At 62.1% G+C, this 14001-nt stretch carries 9 protein-coding genes; 1 reads left to right on the top strand and 8 read right to left on the bottom strand.

The window, feature by feature from the left end; all coding sequences use genetic code 11:
• The first annotated feature begins 93 nt into the window (after window positions 1–93).
• Window positions 94–1203: a PilT/PilU family type 4a pilus ATPase gene (locus tag ELQ88_RS19945; protein ID WP_128872711.1), complete on the top strand. Its 1110-nt coding sequence runs from the start codon at window positions 94–96 to the stop codon at window positions 1201–1203.
• Window positions 1204–2316: 1113 nt separating this feature from the next.
• Here the strand turns inward: ELQ88_RS19945 and ELQ88_RS19940 are convergent.
• From ELQ88_RS19940 to ELQ88_RS19905, 8 genes are all read right to left on the bottom strand, one after another.
• Window positions 2317–4272 (bottom strand): acetoacetate--CoA ligase, encoded by a 1956-nt coding sequence (locus ELQ88_RS19940; RefSeq protein ID WP_138967214.1) that lies wholly within the window; start codon window positions 4270–4272, stop codon window positions 2317–2319.
• Window positions 4273–4396: 124 nt separating this feature from the next.
• Entirely contained in the window at window positions 4397–5170 is a 774-nt protein-coding gene (locus ELQ88_RS19935; protein WP_138967212.1) for a 3-hydroxybutyrate dehydrogenase, read from the bottom strand.
• 7 nt (window positions 5171–5177) lie between these two features.
• Complete coding sequence (locus ELQ88_RS19930) at window positions 5178–6569, bottom strand: GntP family permease (protein ID WP_138967210.1); 1392 nt, start codon at window positions 6567–6569, stop codon at window positions 5178–5180.
• A gap of 299 nt (window positions 6570–6868) precedes the next feature.
• The gene (locus ELQ88_RS19925) at window positions 6869–8284 is read right to left on the bottom strand and encodes a sigma 54-interacting transcriptional regulator (RefSeq protein WP_138967208.1); all 1416 of its coding nucleotides are present in this window, start codon (window positions 8282–8284) and stop codon (window positions 6869–6871) included.
• A 136-nt stretch (window positions 8285–8420) separates the two neighbouring features.
• Entirely contained in the window at window positions 8421–10001 is a 1581-nt protein-coding gene (locus ELQ88_RS19920) for an ABC transporter ATP-binding protein (RefSeq protein WP_138967206.1), read from the bottom strand.
• A gap of 26 nt (window positions 10002–10027) precedes the next feature.
• A complete protein-coding gene (locus ELQ88_RS19915; RefSeq protein ID WP_138967204.1) occupies window positions 10028–11050 on the bottom strand; it encodes an ABC transporter permease in 1023 nt (340 codons plus the stop codon).
• Complete coding sequence (gene yejB / locus ELQ88_RS19910) at window positions 11050–12114, bottom strand: microcin C ABC transporter permease YejB (protein WP_138967202.1); 1065 nt, start codon at window positions 12112–12114, stop codon at window positions 11050–11052. The genes ELQ88_RS19915 and yejB overlap by 1 nt, the downstream gene beginning before the upstream one ends.
• The gene (locus ELQ88_RS19905; RefSeq protein ID WP_128872704.1) at window positions 12114–13982 is read right to left on the bottom strand and encodes an extracellular solute-binding protein; all 1869 of its coding nucleotides are present in this window, start codon (window positions 13980–13982) and stop codon (window positions 12114–12116) included. Before ELQ88_RS19905 ends, yejB begins: the two co-directional genes overlap by 1 nt.
• Window positions 13983–14001 lie beyond the last annotated feature (19 nt).

The raw sequence follows: 14001 nt of genomic DNA, 5'->3' as shown, positions 1-14001 counted from the left end.
GGCGGCGTCTACTATCCTTGCACAGCGGTAGACGCTGGATGTCCCGTTTTGGGTCATTTTTATTCATTGAATGCTTCGCGGGTGCTTTTTGCCATGGAAATCGCTGCATTGTTGAAAGTCCTGGCCAGCCAGGACGGTTCCGATTTATACCTGTCCACGGGCGCGCCACCCAGCGCGCGGTTCGATGGCGTGCTCAAACCCCTGGCCGATCAGCCGTTCAAACCCGGGGAAATCGCCGCTATTGCCGCGTCCATCATGGACGCCGAACAGCGCCTGGAGTTCGACCGGGAACTGGAGATGAACCTGGCAATCTCGTTGGCGGGTGTCGGGCGCTTTCGGGTCAATATTTTCAAGCAACGCAACGATGTGTCGATCGTGGCGCGCAACGTCAAACTCGACATTCCGCGCTTCGAAGACCTCAAGTTGCCCGCGGTGTTGCTCGATGCGGTCATGCTCAAGCAAGGCCTGATGCTCTTCGTCGGTGCCACCGGCTCGGGCAAGTCAACCTCGCTGGCGGCACTGATCGACTACCGCAACCGCCACAGCAGCGGCCATATCATCACCATCGAAGATCCGGTCGAGTACATCCATCGGCACAAGAAGTCGATCATCAACCAGCGCGAGGTCGGCGTCGATACCCGCAGTTTTCATGCCGCGCTGAAAAATACCCTGCGCCAGGCGCCGGACGTGGTGCTGATCGGCGAAATCCGCGACCGCGAAACCATGGAGCATGCGCTGGCGTTTGCCGATACTGGCCATCTGGTGATCTCGACGCTGCATGCGCATAACGCCAATCAGGCACTGGACCGAATCATCAATTTTTTCCCCGAAGAACGCCGCGCGCAACTGCTCAATGACCTGGGGAATAACCTCAAGGCCTTCGTTTCCCAGCGCTTGGTACCTTCGCGCGACGGTCACCGCCGGGCCGCGGTGGAGGTGATGCTGGGCTCGCCGACGATCGGCGATCTGATCCGGCGCAACGAGTTTTCCGAGCTCAAGGGGATCATGGAAAAGTCGCAGGAGGCGGGGATGCAGACGTTCGACGGTGCGCTGTATGCCTTGGTCGTCGAGGGGGCGATCAATGAGGAAGAGGCGCTCAAGCATGCGGATTCGGTGAACAACTTGCGGTTGCGCTTGAAGTTGCATGCTGAAGCGTCACCGGGAACCCATGCCGCACCCGGTGAATGGGGACTCATGGACTGACGCATAACCCGTAGGAGCCGGCTTGCCGGCGAAGGGGCCCTCGAGTCTTGCACCCATCGTGAGGCCGCTTTCGCTGGCAAGCCAGCTCCTACAGGGACTGACGCATAACCCGTAGGAGCCGGCTTGCCGGCGAAGGGGCCCTCGAGTCTTGCACCCATCGTGAGGCCGCTTTCGCTGGCAAGCCAGCTCCTACAGGGACTGACGCATAACCCGTAGGAGCCGGCTTGCCGGCGAAGGGGCCCTCGAGTCTTGCACCCATCGTGAGGCCGCTTTCGCTGGCAAGCCAGCTCCTACAGGGACTGACGCATAACCCGTAGGAGCCGGCTTGCCGGCGAAGGGGCCCTCGAGTCTTGCACCCATCGTGAGGCCGCTTTCGCTGGCAAGCCAGCTCCTACAGGGACTGACGCATAACCCGTAGGAGCCGGCTTGCCGGCGAAGGGGCCCTCGAGTCTTGCACCCATCGTGAGGCCGCTTTCGCTGGCAAGCCAGCTCCTACAGGGACTGACGCATAACCCGTAGGAGCCGGCTTGCCGGCGAAGGGGCCCTCGAGTCTTGCACCCATCGTGAGGCCGCTTTCGCTGGCAAGCCAGCTCCTACAGGGACTGACGCATAACCCGTAGGAGCCGGCTTGCCGGCGAAGGGGCCCTCGAGTCTTGCACCCATCGTGAGGCCGCTTTCGCTGGCAAGCCAGCTCCTACAGGGACTGACGCATAACCCGTAGGAGCCGGCTTGCCGGCGAAGGGGCCCTCGAGTCTTGCACCCATCGTGAGGCCGCTTTCGCTGGCAAGCCAGCTCCTACAGGGACTGACGCATAACCCGTAGGAGCCGGCTTGCCGGCGAAGGGGCCCTCGAGTCTTGCACCCATCGTGAGGCCGCTTTCGCTGGCAAGCCAGCTCCTACAGGGACTGACGCATAACCCGTAGGAGCCGGCTTGCCGGCGAAGGGGCCCTCGAGTCTTGCACCCATCGTGAGGCCGCTTTCGCTGGCAAGCCAGCTCCTACAGGGACTGACGCATAACCCGTAGGAGCCGGCTTGCCGGCGAAGGGGCCCTCGAGTCTTGCACCCATCGTGAGGCCGCTTTCGCTGGCAAGCCAGCTCCTACAGGGACGGGTTTCAATCCTTGAGTTCGGGGCGGTTGCGGAACTGTTCGAGCGCCTCGGGATTGGCCAGGGCATCGGTGTTTTTCACCGGTTGCCCATGCACCACATTGCGCACGGCCAGCTCGACCACCTTGCCACTGATGGTGCGGGGAATGTCCGTCACCGCCACGATCTTCGCCGGCACATGCCGTGGCGTGGTGTTGGCGCGGATGACCTGGCGGATCTGCTGTTGCAGGGCATCGTCCAGCTCGAGGTCGTCGCGCAAACGCACAAACAGCACCACCCGCACATCGTCCTGCCACTGTTGGCCGATGGCCACGCTGTCGAGCACTTGGGGGACTTTCTCCACCTGACGGTAGATTTCCGCCGTGCCAATGCGCACGCCGCCCGGATTGAGCACCGCGTCCGAGCGCCCGTGGATCAGCATCGCGCCGTGCGCCAGTTGTTCGGCGTAATCGCCCTGGGCCCAGACCCCGGGGAACAGACTGAAGTACGACGCGCGCAGCTTTTCCCCGGTGGGGTCATTCCACAAGCCGATGGGCATTGCCGGGAAGTGTCGGGTACAGACCAGTTCGCCTTTTTCGCCAACGACGGGATTACCGGCATCGTTCCAGACCTCGACGGCCATGCCCAGGCTCTTGCCCTGGATTTCCCCCCGGCGGACCGGCAGCAGCGGATTGCCGTTGACAAAGCACGAGACAATGTCGGTGCCACCGGACATCGACGCCAGGCACAGGTCGCGCTTGAAGTCGCGGTAAACGTAGTCGTAGCTCTGGGGCGACAGCGCGGAACCGGTGCACAGCAGGGTTTTCAGGCTGCCCAGGTCATGGCTGTGCCGCGGCTTAACGCCGTTGCTTTCCAGGGTGGCCAGGTACTTGGGGCTGGTGCCGAACACGCTGATGCGTTCGTCGTCGATCAGATCGACCAGGCGTTCGGGCCCGGGATGAAAGGGTGAACCGTCATACAGCACCACGGCGCTGTCCACGGCCAGGGCCGAGACCAGCCAGTTCCACATCATCCAGCCGCAGGTGGTGTAGTAGAACAACCGGTCGCCGGGACCCAGGTCGCAATGCAGCCCATGTTCCTTGACGTGTTGCAGCAATACGCCGCCGGTGCTGTGGATGATGCATTTGGGAATGCCGGTGGTGCCGCTGGAATACAGGATATACAGCGGATGAGCGAAGGGCACTGGCACGAAATCCGGCTCGCCGCCAGGCGCGTAGAAATCATCCCAGAGCGTGACGTTGGCCTGGGTATGGAAATGTTCGATGCGCGCCTGTGGCCGTGCGTAAGGGACGACGACCAGCTGCTGCAGGGACGGCAGTTGCGCGAGTACTTCGTTGACCTTGGCCGTCTGGTCGATCTCCTTGCCGGCGTAGCGGTAGCCGGCGCAGGTGACCAGCACTTTCGGCTCGATCTGGCCGAAGCGATCCACCACCCCCTGGGTGCCGAAGTCCGGCGACGAACAGGACCAGATCGCCCCGAGGCTGGTGGTGGCGAGCATGGCCACCAGAGTTTGCCAGGTGTTCGGCATGCACGCGGCCACGCGGTCGCCGAGGCCGACCCCACAGGCGATCAAACCGTTCTGGAAACCGGCCACGTGTTCCGCCAGTTCGGCCCAGGTCAACTGTTCACGCTGACCGTGTTCACCGATGGCGACCACCGCCACGGCATCGTCGCGGCGCCTTAGCAGGTGTTCGGCGAAGTTCAGGGTGGCGCCGGGAAACCACTGGGCGCTGGGCATTTGCGCGCCTTCGACCAGTACGGCGTCGGGTTGCTCGTGAAAGCGGATGTCGAAGAAATCGACGATGGCCTGCCAGAAGTCGACCCGCTGCTCGATGGACCACTGATGCAGGGCGGGGTAGTCGGCGACGTCGAGGTTATGGCGTTGATTGATGAAACGCCGGAAGGCGTCCATGCGGGTCTTGCCGATGCGCTCGGCGCCGGGTTGCCAGAGGATGTCGGACATGGTTTGCCTCTTTTTCTATCTTCAGATCCCCTTCGCCGGCAAGCCACGATCCCACATAAAAATGCGATCCCCCTGTGGGAGCGTGGCTTGCCCGCGAAGAACGATAACGCGGTCTAACGGCTGGTTACTGCGCCAACCACCCACCATCGATATTCCACGCCGCGCCCCTGACCTGGCTACCGGCTTCGCTGCACAGGAACAGCACCAGTTCACCCAGCTGCGGCGGTGTCACGAACTCGCCGGACGGCTGCTTCTCGGCCAGCAAATCATGCTGTGCCTGTTGCGGCTCGATCCCGGTCGCGATGCGGGCGTCGATCTGTTTCTGCACCAGCGGCGTCAACACCCAGCCGGGGCAGATGGCGTTGCACGTCACATTCGTCCGGGCCGTTTCCAGGCCGACCACCTTGGTCAAACCGATCACCCCATGCTTGGCCGCCACATACGCCGCCTTGCCCACCGAGCCGACCTGACCGTGCACCGAGGCGATGTTGATGATCCGCCCCCAGCCCTTGGCGCGCATGCCCGGCAGGCTCAAGCGGGTGCCGTGGAACACCGACGACAGGTTGATCGCAATGATCGAATCCCAGCGCTCCAACGGAAAATCCTCCACCGGCGCCACGTGCTGGATGCCGGCGTTGTTGACCAGAATGTCCACACCGCCGAATTCGCGCTCGGCGTAGGCAATCATCTCGGCAATCTGTGCCGGGTCGCTCACGTCCGCCGGATGATGACCGACCTTGCCTCCGAATTGCGCTACTTCTGCGATGACCTTGGAAGCATCGCCGAAGCCGTTGAGGATCAAATTGGCGCCGGCCTTGGCCAGGCTCAGGGCGATGCCCAGGCCAATGCCGCTGGTGGAACCGGTGACCAGTGCAGTCTTGCCCGAAAGAGTTGTCATGAATACCTCACACAATGCCAGTGGCGTAGAAAGTACCGATCACTACAAAGACCGCCAGGGTCTTGATCAGCGTAATACAGAAAATGTCTTTGTAAGCTTCGCGGTGGGTCAGGCCGGTCACTGCGAGCAAAGTAATCACCGCGCCATTGTGCGGCAAGGTGTCCATGCCGCCGCTGGCCATCGCAGCGACCCGGTGCAGCACTTCCAGGGGAATGTCGGCCGCATGGGCCGCCGCGATGAAGTCATTGGCCATGGCCGCCAGGGCAATGCTCATGCCGCCAGACGCCGAGCCGGTGATGCCGGCCAGCAGGGTCACGGTGATCGCTTCATTGACCAGCGGGTTGGGAATGCTCTTGAGCCAGTCGGCGAGAACCAGGAAGCCCGGCAAGGAGGCGATCACCGCACCGAAGCCGTACTCCGACGCGGTGTTCATCGCCGCCAGCAACGAACCGCCGACCGCACTGCGACTGCCTTCGGCCAACTTGCCGCGAATCGCCTGGAAACCGAACACCAACACCATGATGATGCCGACCAGCAAGGCGGCCTGGACCGCCCAGATCGCGGTGAGCTTGGCGATTTCGGTGGTCACCGGCGCCGCCATGCCCGGCAGCGCGAGGCTGTGGGTCTTGCCGTACCACTGCGGAATCCACTGGGTAAACAACAGGTTCATGATACCGACCGCCAGCAGCGGCGACAGGGCGATCCATGGGTTTGGCAGCTTGATGTCGGCAGCGGTTTCCGGCTCGTTGCGCAGTTCGGTGCCATAACCTTCACCGGACAGCTGAGCCTTGTTGCGCTGGCGCTGCAGAAACAGCATGCCGGCGCAGACCACGAAGATCGAGCCGATCAGGCCCAGCCAGGGCGCGGCCCAGGCGGTGGTGTTGAAGAAGGTGCTGGGAATGATGTTCTGGATCTGCGGGGTGCCGGGCAGGGCGTCCATGGTGAACGAGAACGCGCCGAGGGCGATAGTCGCCGGGATCAGGCGCTTGGGGATATTGCTTTGGCGGAACATCTCGGCGGCAAACGGATAGACCGCAAACACCACCACAAACAGCGACACGCCGCCGTAGGTGAGCAACGCGCAGACCAGCACGATCACCAGCATCGCCTGGCGAGTGCCGAGCAGACGAATCGCTGCGGCAACGATGGAGCGCGAGAATCCCGACAGTTCGATCAGCTTGCCGAACACTGCGCCCAGCAGGAATACCGGGAAGTACAGTTTGATGAAGCCGACCATTTTTTCCATGAACACCCCGGTGAAGGCTGGGGCGACGGCGGAAGGGTCGGTGAGCAGGACAGCGCCGAGGGCGGCAATCGGGGCGAAGAGGATAACGCTGTAGCCACGGTAGGCCGCGAGCATCAGCAGCGCGAGGGCTGCCAAGGCAATGATCACACTCATGGTGTGTCTCCTGGATTGTTATTTTTTTTAGGGTGTATCTATGTGGGGGAGGGCTATAGCGAGATTCGTGCCATGAACGCAACATATTGAAATATAAGGATATTTATTTGTTTTGGTGGTGTTGATGAGTTTTTTGTCTCTGTTTTGAGAATTATTTTGAAGTTGAGGGCCTCTTCGCTGGCAAGCCAGCTCCTACACAGGGTGTCTGGTGTGCATGCGATTTTCTGTAGGAGCCGGCTTGCTGGCGAAGAACGCGCAGCGCTCCCAGATTGTGTCTATAAACAGAGACAAGTGTCTCTTTATGGAGACTCTGCAATCCCCAACGCCACCATCTTCTTGTACAGCGTCGACCGCCTCAACCCCAGCCGAGTCGCCGCTTCAATCACCTTGCCGCCGCATTGCGCCAGGGCCGATTCAATCAACTGCCGGTCAAACCGCGCCCGCGCCTCGCTGAATGTCTCCTGGGCAACCGCCTCGATGTTCGAGGGCGCGACACGCTCCACCGGCATCAGCGTACCGATCGCCGCACGGATATCCATGACATTCAGCATCAGGTCATCACTGAGCAAGGCCGCCCGCTCCAGCACATTGCGCAGTTCGCGAATGTTTCCCGGCCAGGCATGTTGACCCAATAATTCAAGCGCCTCGCGGTTCAGTTCATGCTGACTGCGCAGTTCTTCCAGGATCGCTTCGCTGAGCGCCGGGAGATCGTCAAGGCGATGGCGCAAGGGCGGGACCTGAATCGGCAACACATTGAGACGATAATACAAATCGGCCCGGAACTCGCCGCGCCTGATCGCCGCTTCAAGATCAGTCGACGTGGCGGCAATCACCCGCACATCGCTCTGGATCACTTCGTTGGAGCCCACCGGCTCGAATTCCTTTTCCTGCAGCACCCGCAGCAACTTGCTTTGCAGGGGCAGCGGCATGTCGCCGATTTCATCGAGGAACAGCGTGCCGCCCTGGGCGATCTGCAATTTGCCCGCGCGGCCCTTGCGGTCGGCACCGGTAAACGCGCCTGGCGCGGTGCCGAAGAATTCGGCCTCCAGCAGCGACTCTGGAATCGCCGCGCTGTTGATGCTGACGAAGGCTTTGTGCGCGCGGGGCGAAGCACCGTGAATCGCCTGGGCCAGCAATTCCTTGCCGGTGCCGGTTTCACCCAGTAGCAGCACCGGCGAATCGGCGCTGGCACTGCGCCGGGCGCGACGTTTGACTTCCAGGCTGGCGGCGCTGGTGCCGATGAAGTGGGCAAAGTTGTATTTGGTCTGCCGCGCCCGCAGCAGCGAGCGCGTGGAAGCAAGCTCTTCCTGCATGCTCATGTAGCGCTTGAGCATCGGCGACAGGCTGCGCAATTCGTCGAACAGGGCAAAGCCGATGGCGCCGATCACTACGCCCGTATCGTCGTGAATCGGCAGGCGCATCACCACCAGCGGTTCCTTGGGGGTGTCTTGCATGTCGAGCAGAATCGGCCGGCCGCTGCGCACCACCTCACGCAGCAGGCTGCCGGGGATCACGCTTTCGCAGGCTTTGCCGATGGCCACTTGCGCCGACTCCAGGCCAAAGCGCTTGGCGTAGCGCTCGTTCATCCAGACGATATTGGCATCGCGATCGACGATCACCGTGCCTTCACTCGACTGCTCGATGATTTCGAACAATGAACGGATTGCCAACAGGCGGACCTGTTGGTAGTCCTTGAGGCTTTCGGTGGTGTTCATGGGTGCTGATCCTGATAAATTATTGCCTGTGCGGGTCCCTTCGCGGGCAAGCCTCGCTCCTACAGGTCATGCATCGATCTGTAGGAGCGAGGCTTGCCCGCGATGGCCGCGACGCGGTCCTGTGCCAGGCACCGAATTATGCCCACCCCAACTGCGCCGCCGCCAACAGCTCTTTGGTATAGGGGTGCTGCGGCGAATCGAACACGTCGTGGCTGGCACCGCTTTCCACCACTTTGCCGTCCTTGATCACGATCATGTCGTGGGCCAGGGCGCGCACGACCGCCAGGTCGTGACTGATGAACAGGTACGTCAGCCCGTGCTTTTCCTGAAGCTGACGGAGCAGGGCGACCACTTGTTTTTGCACGGTGCGATCCAGCGCCGAGGTCGGTTCGTCCAGCAGGATCAGCGCCGGTTTCAACACCAGCGCGCGAGCGATGGCGATGCGCTGGCGTTGCCCGCCGGAGAATTCGTGGGGGTAACGATCGCGGCTTTGCGGGTCGAGGCCGACTTCTTCCAGCGCCCGAATCACCTCGGCCTTGCATTCGTCCGCGGTCAATCGGCTATGCACTTCAAGACCTTCACTGATGATCTGCGCCACCGACATCCGCGGGCTGAGGCTGCCGAAGGGGTCCTGGAACACCACCTGCATTTTCTTGCGCCACGGCCGCAACTGTTTTTGCGACAAGCCGTCCAGTGCTTCACCCTGGAAGCGAATGCTGCCGTCGGAATCGAGCAGGCGCAGGATCGCCTGGCCCAGGGTCGACTTGCCGGAACCGGATTCACCGACGATGCCCAAAGTCTTGCCGCGCTGGACATTCAGGCTGATGCCGTCCACCGCGTGCAAATACGTCTTGCGTTGGAACAGTCCGCCGCCGAGGGCGAAGCGCACGCACAGGTCGGCCACCTCCAACACGTTCTCGCGCTCGTCCCGGGGCAGGGCTTCCCCTTCCGGTTCGGCGTTGAGCAGCACGCAGCTGTAGGGATGTTTCGGTTCGGTGAACAGCGTCTCGCAGGGCGCTTGCTCGACGATTTCGCCGGACTTCATCACACAGACGCGCTGGGCGATGCTGCGCACCAGGTTGAGGTCGTGACTGATCAACAGCAGCGACATGCCGAGCCGCTTCTGCAGGGATTTGAGCAGCAGCAGGATCTTGCGCTGCACCGTCACGTCCAGCGCGGTGGTGGGTTCGTCGGCGATCAGCAACTCCGGCTCGCAGGCCAGGGCCATGGCAATCATCACCCGTTGGCGCTGGCCGCCGGACAATTGATGGGGATAAGCCTTGAGCCGTTCCTTGGGTTTCTGGATGCCCACCAGTTGCAACAACTCGAGAATCCGCGCCTGCGCCGCCTTGCCGGTCAGCCCCTTGTGCAACAGCAGGGTTTCACCGATCTGTTTCTCGACGCTGTGCAGCGGGTTGAGGGACGACATCGGTTCCTGGAAGATCATCGCGATCCGGTTGCCGCGCAACTCGCGCAGTACCGTGGAGGAAGCGCCGAGCAGTTCCTTGCCGCGATAGCGGATGCTGCCCGAGGTGTCGGTGCCGGTCTCGGGGAGCAGTTGCAGGATCGAGTGCGCGGTCACCGACTTGCCGCAGCCCGACTCGCCCACCAGGGCCAGGCACTCGCCGGGGCGGATGTCCAGGCACAGGTTGCGCACCACGGTCTGGCCGCTGAAGGCCACGCTGAGGCCACGGATTTCGATCAGGTTATTACTCATGTCAACGCTCGCCTCATGACCGTGGATCAAGACCGTGGATCAAAGGCGTCACGCAACGCCTCGCCGATAAATACCAGTAACGAAAGAATCAGTGCCAGGGTGAAAAACGCGGTCAGTCCCAGCCACGGCGCTTGCAGGTTCTGCTTGCCCTGACCGATCAACTCGCCCAGGGACGCGCTGCCGGCCGGCATGCCGAAACCGAGGAAATCCAGGGCCGTAAGGGTCGAGATCGCGCCGGTCAGAATGAATGGCAGGTAACTCAGGGTCGCATTCATCGCGTTCGGCAGGATGTGCCGCACGATGACCTTGCGGTCGCTCAGGCCCAGGGCTCGGGCGGCCTTGACGTATTCCAGGTTGCGCCCGCGCAGGAATTCGGCGCGCACCACGTCGACCAGGGCCAGCCAGGAAAACAACGCCATGATTCCCAGCAGCCACCAGAAATTCGGCTCGACGAACCCCGAGAGAATGATCAGCAGGTATAGCACCGGCAACCCGGACCAGACCTCCAGCAGCCGCTGCCCCAAGAGGTCGACCCAGCCGCCGTAATAGCCTTGCAGTGCACCGGCGGCGATACCGATCAGGGCGCTGACCAACGTCAGCATCAAGGCGAACAGGATCGACACCCGTGCGCCGAAAATCACCCGGGCCAGCACGTCGCGGGCCTGGTCGTCGGTGCCCAGCCAGTTGACCTTCGACGGCGGGCTCGGTGCCGGTTTGTCCAGGTCATAGTTGGGCGTGTCGTCACTGAACGGGATCGGCGGAAACAGCAGCCAGCCGCCGTCCTTCTTGATCAGGTTCTGCACATAGTCGCTGCGGTAATCCGCCTGGAACGGCAGTTGTCCGCCGAACTCCTGCTCGGTGTGGCGTTTGAAGGCAGGGAAGTACAGCGAACCCTGGTAACCGACCACCAGCGGTCTGTCGTTGGCGATCAGTTCGCCGCCGAGGGTCAGCAGGAACAGGCCGATAAACAGCCACAGCGACCACCAGCCACGCCGGTTTTTCTTGAACCGTTCGAAGCGCCGACGGCCCAGCGGCGAGAGCTTGAACATCAGGCGTTCCTCGCGGCGAAGTCGATACGCGGGTCGACCAGGGTGTAGCACAGGTCGCCGACGATTTTTATCAGCAGGCCGAACAGGGTGAAGATGAACAGCGAGCCGAACACCACCGGGTAGTCCCGCGACACCGCGGCTTCATAACTCATGCGGCCCAGGCCATCGAGGGAGAAGATCACTTCGATCAGCAGCGAGCCGGCGAAAAACACGCTGATAAAGGCCTGGGGTATCCCCGACACCACCAGCAACATGGCGTTGCGAAACACATGGCCGTACAGCACCCGTCGCTCGCTCATGCCCTTGGCGCGGGCGGTGACCACGTATTGGCGGGTGATTTCATTGAGGAAGGAGTTCTTGGTCAGGATGGTCAGGGTGGCGAAGCCGCCGATCACCAGTGACGTGACCGGCAACACCAGGTGCCAGAAGTAGTCGGCGATTTTGCCCACAGTCGACAGCGACTCGAAGTTGTCCGAGACCAGGCCTCGCACCGGAAACCAGTTCAACGAAGTGCCCCCGGCGAACACCACGATCAGGAACATCGCGAACAGGAACGCCGGCATGGCGTAGCCGACGACGATGGCGGTGCTGCTCCAGATATCGAAATGGCTGCCGTGATGCACGGCCTTGCGGATGCCCAGGGGAATCGACACCAGGTAGGTGATCAGCGTGGCCCAGAGCCCGAGGGAAATGGTCACCGGCATTTTTTCCAGGATCAGGTCGGTGACCGTGGCGCCGCGGAAGAAGCTCTTGCCGAAGTCCAGTTGCGCATAGCTCTTGAGCATCAGCCACAGGCGTTCCGGGGCCGGCTTGTCGAAGCCGTACTGTTTTTCGATCTCCTTGATCAGCTGCGGGTCGAGGCCGCGGCTGGCCCGGGAACCGCCATGGCTGATGGCGTCGCTGGAACCACCGCCGACACTGGCGCCGCCGATGCCTTGCAGGTGCGCGATCGCCTGTTCCACCGGGCCGCCGGGCGCCGCCTGGACGATGACGAAGTTGACCAGGAGGATGATCAACAACGTCGGAATGATCAGCAGCAGGCGTCGCAGGATATAAGCCCACATCAGTGCGGCCCTCCGGGTGCGCCGCGCTTGATGAGCTCGGCCGTCATCTGCTGGTTGGTCAGGGGAGTGGAGCTGACTTCCCACCAGCTCTCGACGGCTTCGTCATTGCTGGCTTGCACGCTGGGAATGCCGAAGCGGTTCCACCACACGGTCGAACTGCCTGGCGGGTAATAGTTGGGAATCCAGTAGTAGTTCCATTGCAGTACCCGGTCCAGCGCATGGGCATGGCGCAACATGTCGGCCTGGGTGTTGGCGCGAACCAGGCCGTTGAGCAGCGTATCGACCGCCGGGTTCTTCAGCACCATGTAGTTGTTGGAGCCCGGATCGTTGGCCGCCACCGAGCCAAAGTAGTTGTACAGCTCATTACCCGGCGAGGTGGTAACCGGGTAGCCGGTCACGATCATGTCGTAGTCCCGGGACATCAGGCGATTGACGTACTGCGACGAGTCGATGCGACGGATGTTCAGGTCGATGCCGATCTGTTTCAGCGTGCGTTTGTACGGCAGGAGCAAGCGGTCCATGCCGTTCTGGCTGACCAGGAAGGTAAAGCTCAGTGGCTTGCCTTCGGCGTTCACCAGTTGATCGCCATCAGGCTTCCAGCCTGCGGCTTCCAGCAGTGCCAGGGCCTGCAACTGTTTGTCGCGAATGACGCCGCTGCCATCGGTTTTCGGTGCCTCGAAGACCTGGGTGAACACCTCATCCGGGATCTGTCCGCGAAGGGGCTCGAGAATCGCCAGCTCGGCGGCATCGGGCAGGTTGCGCGCGGCGAGATCGGTGTTGGAGAAGAAGCTCTGCTGACGGATATACAGGTCGCGCATCATCTGCCGGTTGCTCCACTCGAAATCCCAGAGCATGGCCAGGGCCTGGCGGACGCGACGGTCCTGGAACAGCGGATTTTGCAGATTGAACACGAAGCCTTGCGCCGATTGCGGGGCGCTTTGGGCCAGATGGGCCTTTTGCAGGCGCCCATCGCCCAGCGCCGGGCTGTCGTAGCCGATCGAGTAACCGGTGGCGGAAAATTCACGGTTGTAGTCGTAGGCACCGCCACGCAGCACCTGGCGCGCCACGTCGGTATCGCCAAAATATTCGATGCTGAAATGGTCGAAGTTGTACAAGCCGCGGCTGACCGGCAGGTCCTTGCCCCACCAGTCGGGGTTGCGCTTGAAGGTGATGCTGCGCCCGGAGTCGACTTTGGCGACCTGGTACGGGCCGCTGCCCAGCGGCGGCTCGTATCCGCCGCCACCGGCGAAGTCGCGGGTTTTCCACCAGTGCTCGGGAAACACCGGCAAGGTCGCGATATCCAGGGGCAGGGTGCGGTTTTCGTTGTTCTTGAAGTCGAAACGCACGGTGCGTGGCGACTCCACTTCGACGCCCTTGACGTCGGCGAATTGCGTGCGATAACGCAGGCTGCCCTGGGTCATCAGCAGCTCGAAGGTATAACGCACGTCTTCGGCGGTGATCGGCTGGCCATCGGCAAAACGGGCCTTGGGGTTGAGGTTGAAACGCAGGGACAAGCCGTCATCGGCGCGTTCCATCGTCTGCGCCACCAGGCCGTACACGGTGTAAGGCTCGTCCAGCGAGCGCTGGGCCAGGGGCGAATAGATCAAACCGTCGATCTGCGTAACGCCGATGCCCTTGTCGATGTACGGCAGGATATGGTCGAAATGGCCGATTTCGATCGCCGAACGACGCAGGGTGCCGCCCTTGGGTGCTTGCAGGTTGGTGTAGGCAAAATGACTGAAGTCGGCGGGATACTTCGCCGGCTCGCCATACACGGTCAGCGCATGTTGCGGTGTTGCATTCACCCCGGCGGCACCCGATAACAGGGCCACGGCAGTGAACAACAAGGTTGGGAAAGCCAGTCGCATTGTCAGCCTTTGAGCCGGG

It is taken from the genome of Pseudomonas sp. MPC6, assembly GCF_006094435.1.
Lineage (GTDB): Bacteria > Pseudomonadota > Gammaproteobacteria > Pseudomonadales > Pseudomonadaceae > Aquipseudomonas.
Note: the sequence above shows the minus strand (reverse complement) of the source record. Positions and strands in the feature narration are given on the sequence as shown.